This is a genomic window from Halomonas sp. A40-4, from assembly GCF_015767635.1.
Lineage (GTDB): Bacteria > Pseudomonadota > Gammaproteobacteria > Pseudomonadales > Halomonadaceae > Vreelandella > Vreelandella janggokensis.
Map to the genome: position 1 here is coordinate 1,884,506 of NZ_CP065230.1, position 23,135 is coordinate 1,907,640.

A 23,135-nucleotide genomic window follows, 5' to 3' on the forward strand; every position below is an offset into this window, starting at 1 on the left:
GTCACGACTCCCGGGTGGCAAAGTCGATGCGCGGGTCAACCCACACATAGGTGAGATCTGACAGCAGTTTCAGCAGCAACCCGATGACCGTATAGAGAAACAGCGTACCGAAAATGACGGGATAGTCTCGCTGCATGACCGCTTCAAACCCCAGCAGGCCCAGCCCATCAAGAGAGAAAATCACCTCAATCAGTAACGAGCCAGTAAAGAAGATACCAATCAAGGCTGAGGGCAGGCCGGCAATAATGATCAGCATGGCATTACGAAACACGTGTCCATAAAGAATGCGCTGCTCATCGGCGCCCTTGGCCCAGGCTGTCAGCACGTATTGCTTGTGGATTTCATCCAGAAAGCTGTTCTTGGTCAGCATGGTGAGCGTGGCGAAACTGCCAATCGATGCAGCCAATACAGGAAGCGTGATATGCCAGAAATAATCCTTGACCTTACCCCAGGTGGAAAGCTGGTCGAAATAAGGGGAAGTGAGCCCCCTGAGTGGAAACCAGTCCAGGTAGGTGCCGCCGGCAAATAGCACAATCAGCAAGATGGCGAATAAAAACCCCGGGATGGCGTAACCGACGATGACCAGCCCGGATGTCCAGACGTCAAATCGTGAGCCGTGGCGCAGGGCCTTCCGTATGCCTAGCGGAATCGAGATGAGGTAGACCAGCAAGGTCGTCCAAAGCCCCAGCGAGATAGATACCGGCAAACGCTCTATCATCAAATCGATTACCGGCCGGTCGCGAAAAAAGCTGGTGCCGAAATCGAAGGTGAGATAATCCGCCATCATGCCGATGAAGCGTTCATGAGCCGGTTTATCAAAGCCAAACTGCTGTTCCAGTTGCTCAATAAAGCGAGGGTCGATTCCCCTGGCACCGCGGGACTCGTCGTTGACCTGTACATCGGCACCTCCCATATCCAGGCGCGTACTGGCCATTGCATCGGCGCCTTCAAAGCGTGCCAGCATTTGATCGATCGGGCCACCAGGCGCGGCCTGCACGATAATGAAATTGAGCAGCATGATCCCGACAAGCGTCGGAATCATCAACAACAGTCGGCGTAGGGTGTAACGTGCCACAGAACTCTCCATGGTTCATCAAGAATAAGCCGAGGTCAGCGGCGTGACCGGCGCTGTAAAGCGGCTTCACGTTCGGGGACCACCCACCAGGCGTCTAAATCCATGGCGTATTCGGGGAAGGGGTCGGGATAACCGAATTTATCCCATATGGCGATCCGTGTCTCACCTGAATGATAGTGGGGAATGACATAAAACCCCCAGCGCAGGACACGGTCCAGCGCCCGGGTAATGGTATTAAGCTCTTCGCGGTCTTCTGCTCGGATCAGCTTTTCCACCAGATCGTCGATAGCCGGATGCGCAAGGCCCATGCGATTGCGACTCTGTGGCGAGTCAGCTGCTTGGCTGGTCCAGAAGTCACGCTGCTCATTGCCTGGGTTATTGGACTGGGGGAAATGGCTGATTACCATATCAAAATCAAAATTGCGCTGACGATTGAGGTACTGATTGATATCGACGATACGCATCGAGGTTTGCACACCCAGGCGGGCCATGTTGCGCAACATAGGCTGTACCACGCGCTCAAGCCCTGAATCGTATAGCAATACTTCCAGGCTTAGCGGCTGCTGGGTATCCTCATGGACCAGAACGCCGTCTTCCACCCGATAACCTGCCTCGCGAAGCAGGTCCAGGGCCAGGCGAAGCCGTTCGCGGAGGTCGTGAGGATGGTCGATGGGCAGTGGTTCCGTGAACAACCGCTTTGACTGGTGGGACTCCATCAGCTCCTCGCGATGGGGTTCGAGTAATGCAAGCTGTTCGTCGCTCGGTAGGCCCTGGGCTTCCATTTCGGAGTTTTCAAAGAAGCTTTGCGTCCGCTGATAGGTATCGTAAAAAATATTGGTGTTCAGCCATGGAAAATCAAAGGTCAGGCTCAGCGCTTCACGAACGCGCGGATCCTGGAACTTTTCCTTGCGCAGATTGAACACGAACGCCTGCATCATGGAGGGGTTAACATCGGGGACCGTGATACGCTTGACAAGCCCTTCCTCATAAGCGGGAAAATCGTAGCCAATTGCCCAGGTAGCGGCGCGCGCGTCAGTGCGAAAATCCGTCAGTCCGGCCTTAAAAGCTTCCCAGGCAATATCCCGATCCCGGTAATAATCATAGATCACCCGGTCAATGTTGTATCGGCCCACGTTGACCGGCAGGTCCTTTGCCCAATAATCGTCGTCGCGCTGATAGACAATCCGTCGCCCAGGATCCACTTCGCCAATTTTATACGGGCCAGACCCGGGATGCGCCGCCAATGTCGGGGCGGTGAAATCATGCTGTTCCCAGTAATGCTTCGGCAGCACGGGGAATTGGGCGACGATAAGCGGTAACTCTCGTGACTCACTGTCGCTAAGCGTGAAACGAACCAGGTGGTCATTGAGGGCAACGGCTTGCTCAACCCCTGCATAGTAGCTGCTATAGAAAGGGTTGCCTTCGTCACGAAGCAGGTTCAGCGAAAAGACGACATCGTCGGCCGTGACCGGCTCACCGTCCTGGAAGCGAGCTTCAGGGCGAAGGTCGAATTCAATCCATTCACGATCGGGGTCAAGACGCACACCTTCTGCAAGCAAACCATAAAGACTGAAAGGCTCATTAGGATTGCTTGCCATTAAGGTGTCGTAGATCTGAAATATTCCCGCCGCTGGTGTGCCGCGAATAATGAAGGGGTTTGTCGAATCAAAACTGCTTCCCACCGCCGTATGCTTGATACTCCCGCCTTTGGGCGCGTCGGGATTCACGTGGGAAAAGTGCGCAAAATCCTCAGCGAGGGCAGGCGCGTCATAAAGCGACATCGCATGGCGGGTTTCGACAGGTGCCGAGCCATCCGTGGCGGTGGACTCTGTCACGCGGGCATCACTGCTGGCATGAGTGCTGGCCAGGAGTGATGCCGCAAGCAGCGCGTTACGGGCAAGGCATAAAACAGGACGCAGAATAACGCCACAGCGCATGGGGCAATTTCCCTATCAACAAGGCGATGAGTCTCAACGTCCTGAAAGTGTCAGGAGTTGGCCTGCTTGTAAAGCTTCTGGACGTTCAATCTCATTTAACCGCATCAACTCTTGAGCGCTCAGATTATAGCGACTCGCTATCACTGATAGGCTATCGCCGCTTTCCACGCGGTAAGTGTCGGGCGTATTGGCGCTGGCTATGGCCTGGCGCTCATTTGCACCGTTTGACAGCTCTGCGAGAACGTCATGATCCACGTCTTCAGGTACCAGCAGCGTTTGAGAACTTGATGGGTTGAGCGCACCATTGAGGAGACCGGGGTTGAGTTCAGCCAGCGCCGATTTATCTATCCGAAGCAACTTTGACGCTTCAGACAGGGTAACCGAATGCTCGAGCTTTACCTTGGCGAAGGCCGGCTCTGTATGAATATCCGGCAAGCTGACATTGTAGCGTTCCGGATCATCGATAATCTTGGCAATAGCAAGCAGCTTGGGCAGGTATTGCATGGTTTCCTGGGGCAGGTTCAGATCCCAATAGCTGCCTTGCAAGCCTTGGTTTTCGGCGCGTTGTTTGGCTTTATTGACTGTCCCGGCGCCTGCATTGTAGGCGGCAAGAGAAAGCTGCAGGTCCCCTTCATACCACTGGTCGGCCTGCATTTCGAGGTAGTCCAGCGCGGCGTTAGTCGAGGTGACAACGTCGAGCCTGCCGTCGTAATGGCCGTTGCGTACAAGCCCTAAAGCGTCACCGGTGCCAGGCATAAATTGCCATAGACCAGCAGCGCCCCGGTGACTTCGCGCATTGGGGTCAAAAGAGCTTTCAACGAAGGGTATAAGTGCTAATTCTCCCGGCAGGTTGCGATCACTTATCTGCTGAGTGATCCAGGCAAGCCATGGACTTGCACGACCGGTGATTTCAGCAATATTTTCAGGGCTTGAGCGGTAGTGGTCTATCCATTCATCGACACGTGCCTGTGCCTTGGCAGACAGTGACTGCTCGCGCCACTGGAAGCTGTCACGCAGTTTGCTCCAGGCATCCTGAGGCTCCAGCATCAGCTCTTCCCAGAAATGTACATGAGACGCTGTGGGATGATCGGACGCAGAGGCATTCCGTGAATCGGAGGCAGACCGCTGAGAAGGGTCGTATTGGATAGCGGATGCCTGAGAGTTAGCGGCAGCTGCCAGTAACAGGCTCATGATCACGGTACTGCCGGCGCCCAATAAAAGGCGTTGGCGAATCGTGCGATAGGTCATAGTGGTTTACGTCGTTGCGATAGCGTTTAGAAACGATTCTTCCACTCACGCAGAGTGGTGAACGTTGCGAGATCATTATCAATAGCGCCCTGCTTGCTTGCGGCGCCGCGGACACTTTCCGTATCGACACGCAAGTAGGGGTTGATTTTCAGCTCGCGTCCTATCGTGCTGGGTAAGGTGGGGCGGTCTAGTGCCCGTGCCTTCTCACACTCCGTTAAGGCGTGTTTGACGTCTTCATTTTCCGGGTCTGCTTCGCTGGCAAAGCGAAGGTTGGCCAACGTGTATTCGTGAGCAGCAAACACAAATGTTTCTTCCGGCAGGGCAGCAAAGCGTTTCAATGCCTTGTGCATCTGCTCAGGGGTCCCTTCAAAAAGGCGGCCACAACCGGCACAAAACAGGGTGTCGCCGCAGAACAATAACGGGGGAATCCCTGGTGTAAAATAACTGATATGGTCTAACGTATGCCCAGGCGTCTCGATGACCTCGAACAGGCGGCCCATGACGCGAATTTCATCGCCATCACTGACCCGCTCGTCGACCCCCTCGATAGAGGGATTGTCCGGGCCTATTACCCGGGGGGCATAGCGCCTGATTAATTCTCCCAGCCCATCAGTATGATCAGGATGATGATGAGTGACCAGGACAGTGCCGAGTGACAACGACTCGCGTTCAAGAAACTCGATAACCGGCAACGCTTCACCAGGATCCACCACGCACACCTCTTGACTGGTATCCTGTCGGAGCAGCCAAATATAGTTGTCGCTAAGGGCGGGAATCGGTGTCACGCTCAGCATAGGCGAGATCCTTTAACGATGGATTAGCGCTCATGATTAATAGCTTTTTCATGATGCAAGACGTCAAAAAGCAGTTACTGTGGAGGGTTGAGCGGTACATGTCAAATTCAACGGCGGCAGAGACACTCGCCCACACGCTATTTACAAGCCGCACCTACTGGGAGTCGGAGGCAGGTAAATCATTGTGGGATTCCCAACGCGCCTGCCTCGGGCCCCTGGTTGATTCCCGTTCCGGTGGTCATAGCCTCGAGATGGGAATGGGGCCAGCACTGATGTCGATGTCCGGCATTGCCCATCGCCTGCAGTGGGCACCTACACGCACGAGCGCCTCCAGCGACCAGACGTTAATTTGTCCGCCCGACAGGCTCGCACTACCGGACAGCTGTCTGGATGTCGTCGTGCTTCACCATTGGCTTGAGCATTTGCCGGATGCCCATCATGCGCTTCAAGAAGCCGCACGCGTTACCTCAGATAGTGGCCTACTGGTACTGTTCGGGTTTAACCCTATGGGGGTCAGCGGTGTGGTCAAACAGTGGCGCAAGCGCCAGGGGCAATACCCCTGGAACGGGCAATGGCGAACGGCCAGCCGGATGGGTGACTGGCTGGCATTTGTCGACTTTGAGGTGGAGCGAGTAGACTACTGCTGCTTTAGAAGCTGGCCGGGAGGGCGTTGCGTCGAGCACTGGGAGTCACTGGGTCGGCGCTATAACTGTCCTCTGGGGGAAAGCTACATGGTGCTGGCCAAACGCCGCCAACGCCATGCACCCAAACAACGCATTAAATTTGGTCTGAAAGCGCCGGTTGCCGCGAATTCCCTGGGGGCGACGCGTACCCATGGTCATTAACCGCCGTTATCCAGTCTACAGACCCCAAGCTCAAACATTATGGATTTAAGGACGCACACAACGTGACTGACACTGGACGGTTACCCCGGGTAAACGTGTATACCGATGGAGCCTGCCGTGGGAACCCCGGCCCCGGCGGATGGGGCGTTGTGCTGGCAAGTGGGCAGCATGAGAAAACCCTTTATGGGTATGAAGCACAAACGACCAATAACCGCATGGAATTAATGGCGGCCATCATGGCACTGCGTACATTGAATACCCCTTGTCAGGTGGCGATCTGGACGGATTCCCAATACGTCCGTCAGGGTATCACGCAGTGGATACATAACTGGCGTAAACGCCAATGGAAAACCGCTGCTAAACAGCCGGTCAAAAATGCCGAACTGTGGAAAGAGCTTGATGCTGAAGCCCAGCGTCATCAAGTTGAGTGGCACTGGGTAAAAGGGCATAGCGGTCATCCCGGCAATGAACGAGCTGATGCCCTTGCCAATCAGGCAATCGATGAAGCAGTACAAAACGCATAGGAGACCATGATGCGCCAAGTCATTCTGGATACGGAAACCACAGGTATTGATCCCAGGGAAGGTCATCGGCTGGTAGAAATCGGTGCCGTGGAAATGGTCAATCGGCGTTTTACCGGCCGTACCTACCATCAATATATCAATCCCGAGCGTCACATCGACGCTGAGGTAGTCGCTGTACACGGGATTGATGATGCCAAAGTTGCCAACGAACCGGTGTTTGCCCAGGTTGCCGACGATTTCTGGGCCTTTATAGAAGGGGCCGAGTTGGTCATTCATAACGCCCCCTTCGATGTGGGGTTCATTGATCACGAATTAAAAATGCTGAAGGGTCGTGGGCAACCGCTCGGCCCTGTCGGTGATCATTGCCGTATTCTTGACACCCTGGTGATGGCCCGAAAGATGCACCCGGGACAGCGCAACAGTCTTGATGCGCTATGCAAGCGGTATGATATCGATAACGGTCATCGCGTACTGCACGGCGCCTTGCTGGACGCCGAGATCCTGGCTGATGTCTATCTTGCCATGACCGGTGGGCAGACGGCGCTCACGCTGGATGCTGAGGTCAACCAAGAGCAGCGTAGCGATACTCCGTCCGAGGCGGGGCTGTCGGTTCAGCGCATGTCATTATCGCCTGGACAGCTTCGGGTCATTGCGCCTAGCCAGGAAGAGCGGCAAGCGCACTTGGCGAAATGTGAAACGCACCAGCTTCGCTGGTTCGAGGATATGCCGGGCAATGCTTAGACGAGAAATACCCCATGAAGCACGGGAAGGGCGTGTTATTTACCTTTCACGCAGTCGTCTTGCGCCTGCCGAGTCGACACTAGATCGCGAGGCATTGACCCCTCTCCACCCCTGGCAAAAGTGGACTCAAGAAATGCAGCCGCTTTGCTACTGGGAGGAAGAGCCTGTTGCGCTGCAGTTAGCCTCATCGCCGGGCGAAGGATGGATAGACGGGCGGCAATGGATGGGTGAGTTGCCGACCCACTGGTATTCGCTGTTATCCACCGCCCTGCAAGTGGGAGCGTGGCTGGAAAATCATCGCTTTTGTGGTCGCTGTGGTGCAGAAGCAACGAAGCTCTCCACTGAATTTGCGATGCATTGCCACGCCTGCGGTCACCGTAACTACCCACGCATCTCGCCCTGCATTATCACGCTGGTGACCAGTGGCGAGGCGATGCTGCTGGCACGCAGCCCGCGTTTTCCGCCTGGCCGCTATTCAACTCTGGCGGGGTTTATTGAACCGGGAGAATCCGCTGAAGAGGCCGTTCATCGAGAAATTTTTGAAGAGGTGGGCGTCCACGTAAGCCAGTTACGCTATTACCAAAGCCAGGCGTGGCCATTTCCCCATTCACTAATGCTGGGTTTTTTTGCCGAGGCGACCACACGGCGGATTCGCATTGACGGGGTGGAAATCAGTGATGCAGCGTGGTTTTCCCCCCGCCAACTGCCTACGCTACCGCCGACCTATTCGATCTCTCGCGAGCTGATCGAAACCCATTTAAACCATTGGCGATGAAAAGGGTGGGGAGCCGTCGGCTTATTCGCCGGGAAAGAGGCTCGTCAACTTGGTGGCCAGCATCACGTTACCCGTTGCCTTGAGTTTGCCGGTCATGAATGCGGTCATGCCATTGATGTCACCATTCATGATGCCTTTCAGCGTATCGGTGCTCATGCTCAGGCTGACCGACGGGTCGTCGTGCTCACCCTCTTGAATATCGAGGTTGCCATCCTGGATATCCAGATAGTGACTGCCCGCATCAGAAAAATGAAACTGGAAAATCTCATGCATCCCCTGAGCGGCTTTTGGGTCAAAGCGAGCTTGCAACTTTTCGAGGGTGTTGGTTGACATAATAGCGTTCCGTTAAAAAACCAGATGGAATGAATAATGGGATGAAATGGCGTGCAATGTGAAGCGACATCGTACCATTGGCCACCTTGGGGCGAGAGAATATTTCAAACATATGTTTCATATCAAGCGCCGTTTTCATGCAGCGGTCAACGGTGGCAGCTTGATGCACATCAATCAAGGAGACGCACGTGAACGAATGGGTCGTAGAGATAGGTACGTTTATCGTACAAGCCTGCATTATCGTCGCTGTTATCGGCATCGGTGTATTGCTTATTGCACGTGCCAAGGCAGAAGGGGAGCGCGATTTAACCCTGCACGTAGAACCCCTGCACGAGCGTCGCCGTAGCCGCGCTCGTCGCCTGCGGCTCGCGGCGACGCCTGCCGGTATTCGCAAAAAGCTGCTCAAGACTTTCCGTCGTGAGGACAAGCATCGGCGTAAAGAAAAGGGCGAAACTGAGACGCCCAATGTGTGGGTGCTGACATTCAAGGGCGATATGAAAGCCTCGGCCACCGAGCATTTTGCCCAGGAAATCTCAGCGCTTATCGAGGTCGCCAAACCTGATGATGAAGTGGTGATCTGTCTTGAGTCGCCCGGTGGGCTGGTTCACGCCTATGGTCTAGCTGCTGCCCAGTTGGATCGTTTGAGAGAGGCAGGGCTTACGACGACTGTGTGCGTGGACAAGGTGGCGGCGAGTGGCGGCTACCTGATGGCGTGTACCGCGCATCATATTAAAGCAGCGCCTTTTGCCGTGGTGGGGTCAATTGGCGTGGTCGCTCAGATTCCTAACATCCATCGCTTGCTCAAGCGCCACGATGTCGACGTTGAGCTTTTAACCGCCGGTAAATACAAGCGAACATTGACCCTGTTGGGTGAAAATACCGACGAAGGGCGTGAAAAATTCCTCGAAGATCTTGAGAATACGCATCAATTATTCAAGCGTTACGTTGGCGAGCGTCGCCCCGATATGGATATCGATGCCTTGGCGACGGGGGAGATCTGGTACGGCAGTGAAGCATTGGATCGCAAGCTGGTCGATAGTGTCGGCACCAGCGAAGCGTATTTGATGGAGCGTATCGCAAAAGCCCACGTTTATCGGGTAAAACTCGAGCCCCCCAAGACAGTTGGCCGCAAGTTTGGCCTGGCGATGGCCAGCGGCGTAGAAAATGCCGTGCTTAAAGGACTAAGCATGCTGGAAGCCACAGGTTGGCATCGTCGTTAAGTACGATTTGCTGCTGCCTATCAAGCAGCAAAATGGTCTGCCAAGGTCATGATGATGGCCTTGGCGCTATCACTGCTGAGCGAATAATAAATCGTTTGTGATTCCCGCCGGGTATTCACCAGTTGGTCACGCCGTAAAATTGCCAAATGCTGCGAAAGCGCGGACTGACTCAGTGCCAGCTGCTGATTAATCTGTGTTACCGAAAGTTCCTTACCTGCGAGCAAGCACAAAATCTGCAACCGTTTCTCATTGGCCAATGCTTTCAACAGGTTGGTTCCCGCCTCGATGGCGTGACCGTTATGATTAAGCAGGCGTGCAGCACTCTTGGAAGCCGACATGGGGATCTCCTGGTCTACCTTTGAAAGGTAGCGTTGTTATAGGTTGTTGAAGGCATGGCCGCGATGTAGTGTCTGATTATTTAATGATCAGTAAATTAGCGTGGTTTGTCCAAGTTGTTGTTTAACGGTTTATCAATGGTAATCAACGCATTTTGTCGACAATGAAACCCATTCCGCGAATTATCTCCCACTTGTAGCCCATGGTCTTAGAGAAAAGCATCGGCTTAATGCATAAAGTGTCAACAATCCTGAGAGCCTTCCCCAATCACAATAACGATAGGTGTTCCCATGCGCCGCTACCCGCAGCTTTACCAGCAATCTATTGAGCAACCAGAACAGTTTTGGGCCGAGCAGGCCAAGCGGATTCCCTGGATGATGCCGCCCACGACGGTACTGTCCTACGATGAACAACAGCACGCGCGGTGGTTTGCCGACGGTGAGATGAACCTTTGCCACGCGGCCCTGGACTACCATGTGGATCAGGGGCGAGGAGAGCAGGCCGCCATTTTCTGGGATTCGCCAGTGACGCAAACCGAGCAGACCATTACTTACCGTCAGTTACGGGATCGGGTAGCGGCATTTGCCGGCGGCCTTCAACAGTTAGGCGTTGTAAAAGGCGACCGGGTGGTCATCTATATGCCGATGATTCCGGAGGCGGTGGTCGCCATGTACGCCTGCGCCCGACTGGGCGCGATTCATTCCGTTGTATTTGGTGGTTTCGCTCCCCACGAACTGGCCGCACGCATCGAAGACGCCGCACCGAAAGTCGTTGTTGCTGCCTCCTGCGGTATCGAGGGTGGCAAGGTAGTGGCCTACAAGCCGATCATCGACCAGGCCCTGGCCTTAAGTCCGCATCAGCCCGATGCCTGCATTATCAAAGTCCGCGCGGAGTGTGACGTCGAGTTCAACGAACGGGAATACGACTGGGAGGCCCTTGTCAGCCAGGCGACCCCGGCCGACTGCGTACCGGTAAAGGGCACCGACCCGCTTTATGTGCTGTATACCTCAGGCACCACGGGAAAACCCAAAGGCATTGTGCGCGACACCGCTGGCTATGCCGTGGCGCTTGCTTACTCGATGGAGGCGATTTATGCCCTGGCGCCGGGCGATGTGTTCTTTACCGCGTCAGACGTTGGCTGGGTCGTCGGCCATTCCTATATCGTCTATGGCCCACTGTTACACGGATGCAGCACGGTTCTTTATGAGGGCAAGCCGGTCAAGACGCCCGATGCTGGGAGTTTTTGGCGTCTAATCGAAAAATATAACGTCACCAGTTTCTTTAGTGCACCTACGGCCTTTCGTGCGATTAAAAAGGAAGACCCGGATGCACAGTGGCTGTCAAAGTACGACATCAGCTGTCTCAAGCATCTTTACGTTGCCGGTGAGCGGCTTGATCCGCCGACCTATCACTGGCTTGACGATCTGCTCGACGTACCGGTTATCGACCACTGGTGGCAAACTGAAACCGGCTGGCCCATTGCCGCCAATCTGCCGGGTATCGAACCCATGCCCACCAAGGCCGGGTCGGCGACCGTACCTGTTCCTGGCTTTAATGTGCAGGTGTTGAATCGGGATGGCGAGCAAGCAGCCCCCATGGAACAGGGCAGCGTTGTGATCAAGCAGCCGATGCCCCCGGGTTGTTTAACCGGTGTTTGGGGAGATCCAAAGCGCTTTCACTCTGCCTATATGGCAGCATTTCCGGGCTATTACCTGACCGGAGATGGCGGCTTTTTTGATGAGCAGGGTTACCTGTTCATCATGGGGCGTACCGACGATGTGATTAATGTGGCAGGCCACCGGCTTTCTACCGGCGAGATGGAAGAAGTCGTGGGCGGTCATCCGTCGGTCGCCGAATGCGCGGTCATTGGTGTCCATGATGATCTAAAAGGGCAGTTGCCTGTTGGCCTGGTGATTCCCAAGGATGGTTACACTGAAGGTGAAGAAGCACTCGAAGCAGCATTGATTGCGCGTGTACGCGAGCAAATTGGCCCGGTGGCCTGTTTCAAGCAAGTCATTGTCGTCGACCGGCTGCCCAAGACACGCTCCGGAAAAATCTTGCGGAAGTTGCTGCGCAACCTGGCCGATGGCCAGGAGGTGGGCATTCCTTCCACTATCGATGATCCCACCAGCGTCGATGATGTGCATCGCGCCATGTGCGATCACCGGATCGGTCGCGCGAACGAAACGCCACCTCACACCTAGCCTTTGCTGACCGCCGCCCACTTTTAATGCGGTCGAGAAGGCGTATAATGCGCCTCTCGCCGCACTGGGTGCGCAATACATTGAGGGTTCCCTAACCCCTCGTTACACAAAAAGGCTAGCCGCATGTTTGTTTTAAACGACGCTCAGCACCGCCGTTGCCTCGCCGTCATGGTAGCGTTTCACATAGGTATCATCGCCGCCAGTAACTATCTGGTTCAGCTTCCTTTCAGCCTGTTCGGTTTTCATACCACCTGGGGCGCCTTTAGCTTTCCGTTTATCTTTTTGGCCACTGACTTGACCGTCAGGCTGTTTGGCAAAGGGCCTGCGCGAGCGATTGTTCTGCGCGTCATGCTGCCTGCGCTGGTCGTTTCGTATGTGATCTCCGTGGTGTTTCCGCAGGGCGATTTCGCAGGTCTGGGCGCATTGAGCGAAGGCAATCTATTTGTCGCGCGTATCGCACTGGCAAGCTTTTTGGCTTACGTTATTGGGCAGTTATTGGATGTGCAGGTGTTTGATCGTTTGCGACAGTGGGTATGGTGGGTCGCGCCGGTGTTTTCTACCGTGCTGGGCAACCTGGCCGATACCTTTGCATTTTTTTCGGTCGCCTTTTACCAGAGCCCGGATCCCTTCATGGCCACCCATTGGGTGGAAATTGCTGCCGTCGATTACGCCATAAAGCTTGCCATCAGCCTGCTGTTTTTCCTGCCACTGTATGGCCTGTTGCTATCCTGGTTAACGCGTCGGCTGGTGGTCTGGACCGATCAGACTGACGTCGCGCCGCGACCGGCCTGATAGCCCATCAACCGACGAGGAGCCACGATGAATGACGCCATGCCGATAGATTTACACTACCTTGACCAGCCCTCGGAAGAGCACGCCGATGCGACTCCGATGGTCGTCATTCACGGTCTTCTCGGCAGCGCCGACAACTGGCGCTCGCATCTCAAGGTATGGCAAAGCTCGCGCCGGGTGATTGCGGTTGACCTACGAAACCACGGCCGTTCGCCTCATGTCGAGGGAATGAACTACGCCCAAATGAGCGCCGATGTCGTCGCCTTGCTCGACAAGCTCGGATTATCGCAGGTTCATCTGGTGGGGCATTCCATGGGCGGCAAGGTGGCAATCAGCCTGGCCCGTCAACACCCGGATCGCGTTGCCTCACTGGTGGTGGCGGACATTGCCCCAGTGGCTTACCAGCATGGCCATGATGATGTCTTTGCCGCGCTCGAGCGGGTGAGGGAAGGGCAGCCCGCTAATCGCCGCGAAGCGGATGAACTGCTTGCTGAACACGTCGATTCCCGGCCGACCCGGCTGTTTCTTGCCACTAATCTGGTGCGAGGCGATCAAGGTGGGCTCAAACTGCGCGTTGGGTTGGATTACATCCGCCAGGATTACGAGGCAATCATCGGTTTGCCGTCGGGGGAGGCGCCTTACAACGGACCGACGCTGGTACTACGCGGCGATGAGTCGCCCTACGTGAGCGACGCCATGCTGCCTGCGCTGCGTGAGATACTTCCCGCCGCACGTGTCGTGACGCTAAAACAAGCCGGGCACTGGCTGCATGCCGATCAGCCTGTGGCTTTCCAGCAATCAGTTGACGCATTTTTGACAGCGCAAACTTCTTCAGTCAACTCATAGAGCCTTGATAGATAGGCCATACTCATCAGGTTCACGTAAGAAACGCTGCAGGATCCGATAGCTGTCGATATCGAAGCTGGCTGACTCGGCATCCAGCTTCTTGGCGGCGGCTAAAGTGGCGGCACTTCCCAGGTAGCACCACTGATTTACCACGTGCCAGGCCACTGCCTTGTGCTCCGGTGGGGATTCCTTGATGACAATCCGCCCCGGCCACGGCCAGGTGTTGACCTGTAGGGGCTGCAACGCTGTCTGCGCGCGCTGTGTGTGGTCGCTGATTGTTTCGTTACCGCAACAGGCGCCCCGGCACTTTCCTACCTGGCTGGCAAAACAGCGGCCTTTACCCGCTTCCAGGCCCAGCACCTGCGGGCAAAGCTGATGCGTTTCGGCTAGCCCACGTAAGGCCTCCTTGGCACTGGAAGCATTTCGGTAAAGACCGAAGAATCCTCCCGTTGTCGGTTGATTAAGCGCCGTGCCGCTGAGCAATTGTGGCTGTGTCGTCCCCTCTGGCCAATGCCAGGTGGTCAGGTTGCGCTGCTTGCGTAATTGACGGTTCATGATTGGTAGCAGGGACTTGACCAGTTGGGCTTCCCGTAGCTGGGCACCCAGGTCGCCAGCTGTCTCTTCCCATTCTATATGCTGTATCTGCTCGACCATTCGCATCGCTTTATGATCGTGGCGGGCTCGCCGAAAATGGTCGCGCACGCGGTCGCGTAGGCGGATACTCTTGCCGACGTAAAGCGGTAGCCGGTTATGGCCATAAAACAGATACACTCCAGGCCTGGGCGGTAGCTGGTCGAGCATGTCCTGATCAATCCGTGCCGGTCGTTGACGACCCCGGGTTTCATCCAATTGCGTTTGCCGTTTGGTCGGTGATTAACAGCCCCCGACTAGAGGGTATGGGGATCGATGGCCAGGCGTGACACTGGCAAAAGCTCATCGCTGAGGCCTTGCTGTAAAAGAAATTGTTCAAAGGCCTGATAGCGGCGGTTATCCACCGCACCAGGTGACAACGCGATACGCCTGAGGAGGTCTTGCCAATTTGCTGCATTAATGGGGTTATCAAGCACCGGTTCGGCACTGATCAGTAACTCCCAGGCGGCATCGGGGTTTTCCAATATCCAGTAATGCGCGTCTTCAATGGCCCTGACAATGTGAGACCAGGTCTTGGCACGACGGGCGGTACCGTCTCGGTTGGCCAACAGTATCAAGCCGTCGTAGCGCGGAATATCCAGGGCACTGTGGCGTATAACCTGCGTATTGATGCCTTCATTCGCCAGTTGTTCAGGTAATGAATGAAAGGGCGCATCGATGACCGCATCGACCTGCTCCTCAGCGAAAGCACGGCGAATGTCAAAATGCAGATTAACCGGAGGCGCGACATTGCCAGCCTGGGTGAGTGCCTTGGGGATCAAATAAGGGATGAACAGGTCAAGACCTTCGCGGCTTGTGTAGCCGTAGCGCATCCTTGCAAGTTTATCCTTGATGGGATCTTCAATCTCACCTGCCACGACCACTGCGCTTAGCGGTGTTTCGATCAGCGTGGCGATACGTACGATAGGAGCTCCATCATGCACGTAGAGATGCAGTGAAGGCTGGCGACTTAAGGCAAAATCGATTTCATCGGCCGCTAATAGCTTCAGTCCGACGCTTGGGTCTGCCGGTGTCTGGAGCTCAACCTTCATGCCTTGGGCGGTAAACAAGCCACGTTGCTGAGCCACGATGAGCCCTGCGTGCTTCGGGCTCAAAAACCAGTCCAGCATGATGCTGACCTGTTCAAGGGGTGGTGGCTCAAGGGGAGGCGCTGGGGTGACGGCGTTGGTAGGCGCCTCCTGTTGGGGCTCCTCTGGTTCGGCATCGGGCGTCCACCAGGCGGGGGGAACCTCGACGCTGCTGTTAAGTTCGAGCTGGCTGTCACTGTTCGTCTTCTGAGCATCCGACTCATTTGCGTATGTCATTGAACTTACGAATAATAAAACGACCTTTATAGACAGCAAAACATACCAAGTGCGACACAAACGGGTCAGCATCATCAATCACTCCCAGTAACAGAAAGCAAAGTGTATCTGGCACGCTAAGCATCTGACCAGCCTTCAATTACGCCTTGTCAGTCCATGAGGCGCAGTAAATTCAACGCTGGCATGCGATAATCAGCGTGCTTAGAGAAGAGACGGAGAGTCATGGACGCAATCTACACGTTTTTCTTGGTCGGCGGTTCCTTGATGGCGCTCAGTATTCTGGCGAGTCGTCTTTCCTCGATGATGGGGGTTCCCCTGCTCCTGATCTTCCTTGCGCTGGGGATGGTCGCCGGTGAAGAAGGACTGTTAGGGCTCCAGTTCGATGACTATTACATGGCGTTCACCATCGGCCATTTAGCGCTGGCGATGATTCTACTGGATGGTGGCCTGCGCACACGCCTGAAAACTTTCCGCGTCGGCTTCAAGCCGGCGCTTTCACTTGCCACCTTCGGGGTCTTTATCACCAGTGCCATTGTCGGTGGCATCGCCATGCTGGTGTTTGATCTATCGCTCGCCGAGGGGTTGCTGGTGGGTGCCATTGTAGGCTCCACCGATGCCGCCGCGGTGTTTTCAATGCTAAGCGGACGAGGTGTCAATCTCAATGAGCGGGTAGGGGCCACGCTTGAAATCGAATCGGGTACCAACGACCCGATGGCGATTTTCCTGACCTTGATGTTGGTCGAATTGTTGGTTGGTGATATCGGCGGTCCCATTGAGACACTGCTGTTTTTTATTACCCAATTCGGTATTGGCCTGGTGGTGGGACTTGGCGGCGGCTGGCTGAGTGCCAAGCTGTTGCGCTGGCTGGACCTGGCCCCGGGCCTCTACGCCATGCTAGCGCTTGCCCTGGGCTTTAGTGTTTTTGGCCTCACCAGTGTACTCGGCGGCAGTGGCTTCTTGGCGATCTACCTGGCGGGCTTGATGATCGGCAACCAGCCGGGCCGCCATCTCAACTTTATCCTGCCCGTTCACGATGGCCTAGCGTGGTTGAGTCAAATCGGTCTTTTCCTGGTGTTGGGGCTTCTGGTAACGCCCAGCGAGCTCTGGGACGTCGCGCTTCCCGCCGCCTTGGTAGCGCTGGCCCTGATTTTCATTGCCCGCCCGCTGGCCGTGTTGATTACCATCAAACCGTTTTTCAAGTTTCGCTGGCGGGAAACGTGGTTTATTGCCTGGGTGGGTCTGCGCGGCGCGGTGCCGATCGTGCTGGCCATTTTCCCCTTGATCGACGGTGTGGAAAACGCCTCGCTCTACTTCAATGTGGCCTTCGCGGTGGTGCTTATGTCGCTTCTGATCCAGGGTGGCTCACTGACTGTCATGGCTCGCTGGCTAAAGGTGGAGGTGCCGACGGGTACCACGCCTGATCGACGCGGTCCGCTGGGTATATTGCCGGAAAACGACTACGAGATGTTCGTCTACTCAGTTGACAACAAAGACCTTGAAGACGTGCCCATCCGTCTTCTGCGCTTTCCCTCCGGTGCACTTATCTCGGCGCTATTCCGTGAACATGCCATGCTGCACCCGAAAGGCAGCACCCGACTCAAGCTGGGCGATGTAATTTGCGTAATCGGCCGTTCGGAAGACCTGAATGCGCTCAACCGTCTGTTTAACGGTGATTCAAAGTTAAAAAGGGAGCGTGCCTTTTTCGGTACCTTTACCCTGGATGGCAGCGCCCAAATGCAAGATATTGCCCAGGCTTATGGTCTGACCTTGAGCCCAGGTGAGAAGGACATGACCCTGGCCGAGTTTGTATCGCTCCGCGTAGGCGGTCACCCTGTGGTAGGTGACGATGTGGACTGGCATGGCATCCATTGGGTTGTCAGCGATATGCAAGGCGGAAAAATCACCCGTGTCGGGCTAAGGTTGTACTAAAGGCGTTGACTTCCAAGGAAAAGCTGGTAGTATATGCATCCGTAAGCCGGAGGGATGGCAGAGCGGTTGAATGCACCGGTCTTGAAAACCGGCAAAGGTTAATAGCCTTTCCAGGGTTCGAATCCCTGTCCCTCCGCCACCTCTATATTAAAGCCCCGTTTTTACGGGGCTTTTTTGCGTTTCTAGTCCCTTCGTTTCTTGTTCAATACCCCTTCTACTAAATGCACAGGTCCTTTACTTGGTCCAGATCGTGTCTACGGTTGTTTAGCAACCTCCGTCGGCGCTTGGCGCTCTTGTTGTTTTCACCTTTCAGGTGAGGTGGGGCGTTATCAACGTTGATACGTGACCAGATCATCTTGAGAAGCTCATTCATGCGGCCTTAGGCCCAATAGAATGACGTCTGCGCACCGCTGCGTTATGTTTTGGATGCCGCTAAAGACCTGACTGCTTCCTAGTGGGTGGTTCACCTACTGTCCTTCTGGCTTCCTTTAGCACCCTGTCGCAACCAGGAGCTATCACCATGCGCTTGATTCAAAAGCACGACCAGAACATGACGGGCAGGGACTTCATTGTCAGCGATATCCATGGGCAATACGACTTGCTGCTGGAGTCCATGGCGCAGGTTGATTTTGATAAGACCAAGGATCGCCTGTTTTGCGTGGGTGACTTGATAGACCGCGGCGCTGATTCATTGAAGTGTCTATCGCTACCCTTCGAGCCTTGGTTTTTCGGCGTGCGCGGCAATCACGAAATGCTGGCATTGGAGGCTCTAGAAAGGGGGGGAAACGCTGAAAGTCTTTGGATGATCAACGGCGGTACTTGGGCGAACAAAGAGAACCGGACCGAAGTGCACAGATTACTCCTCAAGGCGTTGAAGTATCTGCCCTATGCACGCCAGGTGGAGGTGATGGGGCAGCAGATAGGCATCGTTCACGCGGAGTCGCCCGCTGACTGGTCAATGATTGAAGATGCAGGCCCTGCCGAAAAAGAACAAATCGTGTGGGGGCGTTCCCGTATCAAGCGTATGGAAAAAACGCCGGTGACTGGCATCGATGCGGTGGTGGTCGGGCATACGATCATCGAGCGACCGACGTGGTTGGGTAATGTGTTCTATATCGACACCGGCGCTTTCCAAACCGGGCGATTGACGTTGATCAATGCCCGGGAGGTGTTGGCATGAACGGGAGCGAATGTCGGCCACCCAGTAGGGCTAGTGCGTTCTAAACGGTAGTTTCGCGGGGATGATCTCTTTCGCACCGCTAGTTGAATAGTATGATGATTCCCGTCAAATAAAGGCCGATTATTGCCATGCTTTCAAATCCAATACGGCCCGGCCCTTGCTCTTGTCGATGCAGAAGGCCCAACATGAGCACCCCCGTCATCAATACCGTAAGGGCAACCCATAACATCACATGATTGGGGATGACGTGATAAATGGAGCCGCCCCGATAAGCTACATCTGATGCGGCGGCAAACAATGTATCAAACGCATTACCACCGATAATCCCAGCCACTGCGAGCGTTAGCGCTCCCCGTCGCACCGCTGCAATCGTCGTTACAAGCTCGGGTAACGATGTGACGACTGATGTGAGCAGGACACCGACGGCGGCTTGGCTAAGCCCTGTTTCGGCAGCAATAATCGTCGCGCTACGTTCCAGCAACCAGCCGGTGAAGCCTATTGCAAGCGCGAGACCCAGGAAAATGAGCCATAGCCGCTTGAGCGTAATTTTTCCAGACGGCTCATCGGGCTGGTCCTCACGCGTCTCGCGGGTTCTTGTCGGGGACCACATCGGCCGTGTGTGAGCATTTTTAATCAGCCTTAGACCAAATAGGTAAGCAATAAATAATAACGGTGTGATCGGATGTATCTGCCAGAAAGTCCACTCAGGCGCGAAACGCCCCACCAGCAACAGGCTGAGAAGGCACAAAAGTAATGCCCCCTGAATCAGGTTACCAAGAGAGGCTGCCGCGTGTTCGAGATTGGCACGTCGATATACCATGTCGGCGATCGTTAAAAATAGCGTCTGGACGGCGATACCGCCTAGCGCATTACTCATTGCCAGTTCGGGTTTATCAGTCCAGGCAGAAGAGACCGATACCACAATGCCTGATAGCGAGGTAGCCATTCCAAGCAAAACAGCTCCCGCAATCGCTTCACCTAAGCCAGTGCGATCAGCGAGGCTATCAACCACTCGAGTGAGTCGGGTACCCACGATACCAATGACAACTGCGCAAAAACCGAAGAGGGCAAACGCGGCCAGAAGCGAAATATCATTGAGCAATGTGAACATTCAGTTTCCCTCGTTAGGGCATATCGCTGTGTCATGCCGAGAATGTTTAACACTGGCTCATTAGAAAGCATGAGTTCAAGCAATAAGTGCCTCACCAACAGTATTCAGGATCGATAAAAAAACATTAAGCTGTGGGGCATGCGATATTACCTCAGCTAACGATCGGTGAAGTCAGCTTCGCTGGCTAAATTCTAGAAAAATCGCCGTTTTACTCGGGGAGTATGGGACCTTGTCGTCACTAAAAACGCACTACCAGGTGCATTGGTTGACCGGTCAGTTCTGTGGCGGTGGCAGTGAGTCAATGTATCGCCAGTCCATTGAGTCGAGGGTGCGGTTTGAATCCTGCCTTTACTTGATTGTGGCCGCGTTGATCTTCGGCATGTTTGCCATTTCGGATTATTACCTTCTGGGCATCACCAGAGAGTTTTATTTGCTGCTCGCTATGCGTATCGGGGTGGTGAGCTTCTGCCTTATGCTGGCCTTCATTATCGGGCGCTGGGGCGGCTATTCGAGAAAAGTCTGGCTGCATGCTTTGCCGCTATGGCTACTGGCGACGGGTATCATTTTGATTGTGCCATTACGCCCCGAAAGCCTTCCCACTCAGGTAACAGCGGTAGTGGTAGCCACGATGGCTTTTTATCTTTTGATTCCCAACCTCCTGACGGTAGCGGCGCTTGCCAGCCTCTATTTGAATATTGGGTTTTTGGTCTTTGCAGTGCTGTTTGCGGCGCTTGGCCCAATGACAATGCTTCGCATAGCGCTGCTGTTGATTATGGCCAACGTGGTGGGGTTCTGTGCATTGCTGCGTATTGAGAGCCTACAACGTAAGCAATTTGCGTTGCTTCACGAAGAACGTGGTCAGAATCAGCAGTTGCATGAGGAAATCGTTCGCCGAAAATCACTGGAAACGCAGCTGCGCGAAGTGGCAGAGCGGGATGCTCTGACAGGATTAAATAACCGCGGTCATTTCATGAATTTGGCCGAAAAACTATTGCAGCACTCACAACTGGAAAAGGTGCCGTTCGGCTTTTTCATGATTGATGTGGACCACTTCAAAGTCATCAACGACACCTGGGGCCATCGCCATGGGGATTGGATTTTGACCAAGATTGCCGAGGTCTGTGTTCAATCTCTGCGCCCTACGGATGTGATAGGGCGCTTCGGAGGGGAAGAATTTGTGGTGGCCCTTCCTAATATCAGTCCTGAAGACGCGCAAATGGTGGCAGAACGACTTAGAAAACAGGTCGCAGATCTGCCATTACAAAAAGAAATGGAAAAACTATGCCCAAGCGTTACGATCGGCATAGCGATAGCGCACACCCAGGACGTTGATCTTGAGACGCTGATCACGCGAGCTGATCAGATGCTTTACAGCGGCAAACGTCAAGGCAGGAACCGGGTGGTAATGTACGACAACCCGCGAATAATCCGGTAACCACTCCTTCCACAACGCCGAAGATGGCGGCAGCCAAATATATGAAGTGGGCATTTTCGTTTGGCGTGCCACCGGTAAGATTAACCACCAAGGTTCCTGCAAGCAGCTGAAAGCGCCCTGAATAAGGGCGCTTGCTAATACGGGGTTTTGCGGAAAACGTACCCAAAACGAAGCTTCATCACGCAAGCGGCATTCAGGCCGGTAGGATGTTTTGGTTGACGCGGAAGAGGTTTGTCGGATCAAACTTCTTCTTGAGCTCCACCAGTCGCTCGTAGCTCGCGCCATAGGCGAAGGCAATGCGGTCGGTTTCATCATCGGTCAGGAAGTTGATGTAGGCGCCATCACTGGCATAGGGCTGGGTGCGGGTAAAGAATTCACGCGCCCAGTCGATGCAGCGCTCGTCCTCGGCAGCCGTCTCCCAACGGGCATGCACGTTTAGCACGTAGTTGGCGTCGCGGCTCGAGTAGGCCATCGCTTCGGATTGGGCCCGGCCCGTTTGGCCGCCTAACGTGGCAATAAATATCTCGCACTGTGAAGACGGTAGAGTGCCGGCGTATTCGATGATGGCATCGACCGCCCCTTCGCCAAGCGACGAGAAATTATGCGACTTCCAGTAGTTGCGGGCGCCTGAGGTTAACAGTGGATCGAACGCCTGTTGCCAATCGGTATATGGCTGTACGCCGATATGCTCACCATGGGCGGTACCGAACCCACGCAGCGGTTCGATGTGTTTCTCGCCTTCAGCAGGATCGCCTGTGTAGCAAATGGCCAGTGCGACAATCTCTTTCCCGTGGACAGTCTCGGGCAGGAAGGGCAAGGGAGGTGCCTTGCGGGTCACCATCCACACGTTGAGTTCATCAGGCATCGTTTCCGTAAAACGGGCGAACTGCGTGATGACCGATTTCGCCTGATCGAAGGGAAAGACGATGAGACCGCACAGCACATTCGGGCCTACGGGATGCAGCTGGTACTCGAAACGCGTCACGATACCGAAGTTACCGCCTCCACCGCGAAGTCCCCAGAAAAGGTCGGCGTTTTCCGTTTCACTGGTGTGCAACTGTTGGCCATCGGCAGTAATCACGTCCATACCGAGCAGGTTGTCGATGGTCATGCCGTACTTACGGCTGAGCCAACCGAAACCACCTCCCAGGGTCAGGCCGGCCACACCCGTGGTGGAGTTAATGCCCAGCGGGGTGGCAAGGCCATACGCCTGGGCAGAGGCATCGAAATCTGCGAGGGTGCAACCAGGCTCAACATATCCGCGATGAAGCTTCTGATCTATGAGTACGCCCTTCATTAATGAGAGGTCGATCATCACACCATTGTCACAGACAGAATTGCCTGCAATGTTGTGACCACCGCCACGTATGGAAAAGGGCAAGTCGTTGGCGCGCACGAAGTTCAGGGATTGGACAATATCCTCAGGTGAAGAGCAGCGGGCAATCATGGAAGGCCTGCGGTCGATCATGGCATTCCAGATCTGTCGCGTTTCTTCGTATTGCACATCATCCGGAAGCATCACACTTCCCGAGAAATCGGCCTTAAACGCCTCTATTGCGGTTTGAGAAATATGGTTCATGACGACCACCGTTGCGTGTGCCCGAGGCAGGGACGCATGGAAAGAGCGTCGGGCGGAGAATGGAAGAAAACAAATCGGCTGGCGATTCGCCCCCAATCCTCACAGCGACCCTTTGATTGGCATTTCGTCAGTGGATCATCATAGTGTAGGTCAGACTGTTAACAATCGCGTTTATTTATTCGATGGACTCATGGAGAATCCTAGTCTCATAGCGACTGGATCTCTGGCAAGTAGTTATCGCCGTTCGTTTTCGGTAACTCTCGGCCCATATAGTGA

21 protein-coding genes and 1 tRNA gene are annotated in these 23,135 nt (G+C 54.7%); 12 read left to right on the plus strand and 10 right to left on the minus strand.

Annotated elements, in window-relative coordinates:
* Nucleotide 1: 1 nt before the first annotated feature.
* The 4 genes from IT895_RS08835 to gloB are packed head-to-tail and all read right to left on the minus strand — an operon-like array spanning nucleotide 2 to nucleotide 5,054.
* Nucleotides 2–1,075: a microcin C ABC transporter permease YejB gene (locus tag IT895_RS08835; RefSeq protein WP_199285288.1), complete on the minus strand. Its 1,074-nt coding sequence runs from the start codon at nucleotides 1,073–1,075 to the stop codon at nucleotides 2–4.
* A 35-nt stretch (nucleotides 1,076–1,110) separates the two neighbouring features.
* Complete coding sequence (locus IT895_RS08840; RefSeq protein WP_085918614.1) at nucleotides 1,111–3,012, minus strand: extracellular solute-binding protein; 1,902 nt, start codon at nucleotides 3,010–3,012, stop codon at nucleotides 1,111–1,113.
* 33 nt (nucleotides 3,013–3,045) lie between these two features.
* Complete coding sequence (locus tag IT895_RS08845; RefSeq protein WP_085918613.1) at nucleotides 3,046–4,260, minus strand: transglycosylase SLT domain-containing protein; 1,215 nt, start codon at nucleotides 4,258–4,260, stop codon at nucleotides 3,046–3,048.
* 26 nt (nucleotides 4,261–4,286) lie between these two features.
* A complete protein-coding gene (gene gloB / locus IT895_RS08850) occupies nucleotides 4,287–5,054 on the minus strand; it encodes a hydroxyacylglutathione hydrolase (protein WP_085918612.1) in 768 nt (255 codons plus the stop codon).
* A 98-nt stretch (nucleotides 5,055–5,152) separates the two neighbouring features.
* On the opposite strand from gloB, the gene IT895_RS08855 reads away from it, so the two are divergent.
* The 4 genes from IT895_RS08855 to nudC all read left to right on the plus strand — a co-directional run bounded on the left by IT895_RS08855 (nucleotide 5,153) and on the right by nudC (nucleotide 7,939).
* Nucleotides 5,153–5,899, plus strand: a complete 747-nt coding sequence (locus tag IT895_RS08855) for a methyltransferase domain-containing protein (protein WP_199285289.1) — start codon at nucleotides 5,153–5,155, stop codon at nucleotides 5,897–5,899.
* 62 nt (nucleotides 5,900–5,961) lie between these two features.
* Nucleotides 5,962–6,423: a ribonuclease HI gene (gene rnhA / locus IT895_RS08860; protein WP_199285290.1), complete on the plus strand. Its 462-nt coding sequence runs from the start codon at nucleotides 5,962–5,964 to the stop codon at nucleotides 6,421–6,423.
* Nucleotides 6,424–6,432: 9 nt separating this feature from the next.
* Nucleotides 6,433–7,164, plus strand: coding sequence for a DNA polymerase III subunit epsilon (gene dnaQ, locus IT895_RS08865; protein ID WP_085918610.1), 732 nt, complete (start codon nucleotides 6,433–6,435; stop codon nucleotides 7,162–7,164).
* Nucleotides 7,157–7,939 carry an NAD(+) diphosphatase gene (gene nudC / locus IT895_RS08870; RefSeq protein WP_085918609.1) on the plus strand — a complete coding sequence of 261 codons (783 nt, stop codon included), beginning with the start codon at nucleotides 7,157–7,159 and terminating at the stop codon, nucleotides 7,937–7,939. The genes dnaQ and nudC overlap by 8 nt, the downstream gene beginning before the upstream one ends.
* A gap of 21 nt (nucleotides 7,940–7,960) precedes the next feature.
* Here nudC and IT895_RS08875 read toward each other — a convergent pair whose 3' ends face one another.
* On the minus strand, nucleotides 7,961–8,272 hold the full coding sequence (locus tag IT895_RS08875) for an SCP2 sterol-binding domain-containing protein (RefSeq protein ID WP_085918608.1): 312 nt from the start codon (nucleotides 8,270–8,272) through the stop codon (nucleotides 7,961–7,963).
* 188 nt (nucleotides 8,273–8,460) lie between these two features.
* Here IT895_RS08875 and sohB point away from each other — a divergent pair, with 188 nt between their 5' ends.
* Nucleotides 8,461–9,492 carry a protease SohB gene (gene sohB / locus IT895_RS08880; protein ID WP_085918607.1) on the plus strand — a complete coding sequence of 344 codons (1,032 nt, stop codon included), beginning with the start codon at nucleotides 8,461–8,463 and terminating at the stop codon, nucleotides 9,490–9,492.
* 20 nt (nucleotides 9,493–9,512) lie between these two features.
* On the opposite strand, the gene IT895_RS08885 is transcribed toward sohB, so the two are convergent.
* The gene (locus tag IT895_RS08885) at nucleotides 9,513–9,830 is read right to left on the minus strand and encodes an ArsR/SmtB family transcription factor (RefSeq protein ID WP_085918606.1); all 318 of its coding nucleotides are present in this window, start codon (nucleotides 9,828–9,830) and stop codon (nucleotides 9,513–9,515) included.
* Between the two features lie 288 nt (nucleotides 9,831–10,118).
* Between IT895_RS08885 and IT895_RS08890 the strand changes: the two genes are divergently transcribed.
* From IT895_RS08890 to IT895_RS08900, 3 genes are all read left to right on the plus strand, one after another.
* The gene (locus IT895_RS08890; protein ID WP_199285291.1) at nucleotides 10,119–12,032 is read left to right on the plus strand and encodes a propionyl-CoA synthetase; all 1,914 of its coding nucleotides are present in this window, start codon (nucleotides 10,119–10,121) and stop codon (nucleotides 12,030–12,032) included.
* 123 nt (nucleotides 12,033–12,155) lie between these two features.
* A complete protein-coding gene (locus tag IT895_RS08895; protein ID WP_199285292.1) occupies nucleotides 12,156–12,824 on the plus strand; it encodes a 7-cyano-7-deazaguanine/7-aminomethyl-7-deazaguanine transporter in 669 nt (222 codons plus the stop codon).
* Between the two features lie 27 nt (nucleotides 12,825–12,851).
* A complete protein-coding gene (locus tag IT895_RS08900; protein ID WP_199285293.1) occupies nucleotides 12,852–13,670 on the plus strand; it encodes an alpha/beta fold hydrolase in 819 nt (272 codons plus the stop codon).
* Here IT895_RS08900 and IT895_RS08905 read toward each other — a convergent pair.
* Both IT895_RS08905 and IT895_RS08910 read right to left on the minus strand, forming a co-directional pair.
* On the minus strand, nucleotides 13,665–14,519 hold the full coding sequence (locus tag IT895_RS08905) for a GIY-YIG nuclease family protein (RefSeq protein WP_233337403.1): 855 nt from the start codon (nucleotides 14,517–14,519) through the stop codon (nucleotides 13,665–13,667). The two genes, IT895_RS08900 and IT895_RS08905, sit on opposite strands and share 6 nt — an antisense overlap.
* 38 nt (nucleotides 14,520–14,557) lie before the next feature.
* Nucleotides 14,558–15,625, minus strand: a complete 1,068-nt coding sequence (locus IT895_RS08910) for an ABC transporter substrate-binding protein (RefSeq protein ID WP_233337404.1) — start codon at nucleotides 15,623–15,625, stop codon at nucleotides 14,558–14,560.
* 222 nt (nucleotides 15,626–15,847) lie between these two features.
* On the opposite strand from IT895_RS08910, the gene IT895_RS08915 reads away from it, so the two are divergent.
* The 3 genes from IT895_RS08915 (at nucleotide 15,848) to IT895_RS08925 (ending at nucleotide 18,734) form a co-directional block, all read left to right on the plus strand.
* On the plus strand, nucleotides 15,848–17,554 hold the full coding sequence (locus IT895_RS08915) for a potassium/proton antiporter (RefSeq protein ID WP_199285294.1): 1,707 nt from the start codon (nucleotides 15,848–15,850) through the stop codon (nucleotides 17,552–17,554).
* A 48-nt stretch (nucleotides 17,555–17,602) separates the two neighbouring features.
* Nucleotides 17,603–17,693 (plus strand) — tRNA-Ser (locus IT895_RS08920).
* 381 nt (nucleotides 17,694–18,074) lie between these two features.
* Entirely contained in the window at nucleotides 18,075–18,734 is a 660-nt protein-coding gene (locus tag IT895_RS08925; protein WP_085918600.1) for a metallophosphoesterase, read from the plus strand.
* A gap of 79 nt (nucleotides 18,735–18,813) precedes the next feature.
* Here IT895_RS08925 and IT895_RS08930 read toward each other — a convergent pair whose 3' ends face one another.
* Nucleotides 18,814–19,845 (minus strand): sodium:calcium antiporter, encoded by a 1,032-nt coding sequence (locus IT895_RS08930; RefSeq protein WP_199285295.1) that lies wholly within the window; start codon nucleotides 19,843–19,845, stop codon nucleotides 18,814–18,816.
* Nucleotides 19,846–20,074: 229 nt separating this feature from the next.
* Here IT895_RS08930 and IT895_RS08935 point away from each other — a divergent pair, with 229 nt between their 5' ends.
* The gene (locus tag IT895_RS08935; RefSeq protein WP_233337405.1) at nucleotides 20,075–21,280 is read left to right on the plus strand and encodes a GGDEF domain-containing protein; all 1,206 of its coding nucleotides are present in this window, start codon (nucleotides 20,075–20,077) and stop codon (nucleotides 21,278–21,280) included.
* 193 nt (nucleotides 21,281–21,473) lie between these two features.
* On the opposite strand, the gene IT895_RS08940 is transcribed toward IT895_RS08935, so the two are convergent.
* A complete protein-coding gene (locus IT895_RS08940; RefSeq protein WP_199285296.1) occupies nucleotides 21,474–22,859 on the minus strand; it encodes an FAD-binding oxidoreductase in 1,386 nt (461 codons plus the stop codon).
* Nucleotides 22,860–23,135 lie beyond the last annotated feature (276 nt).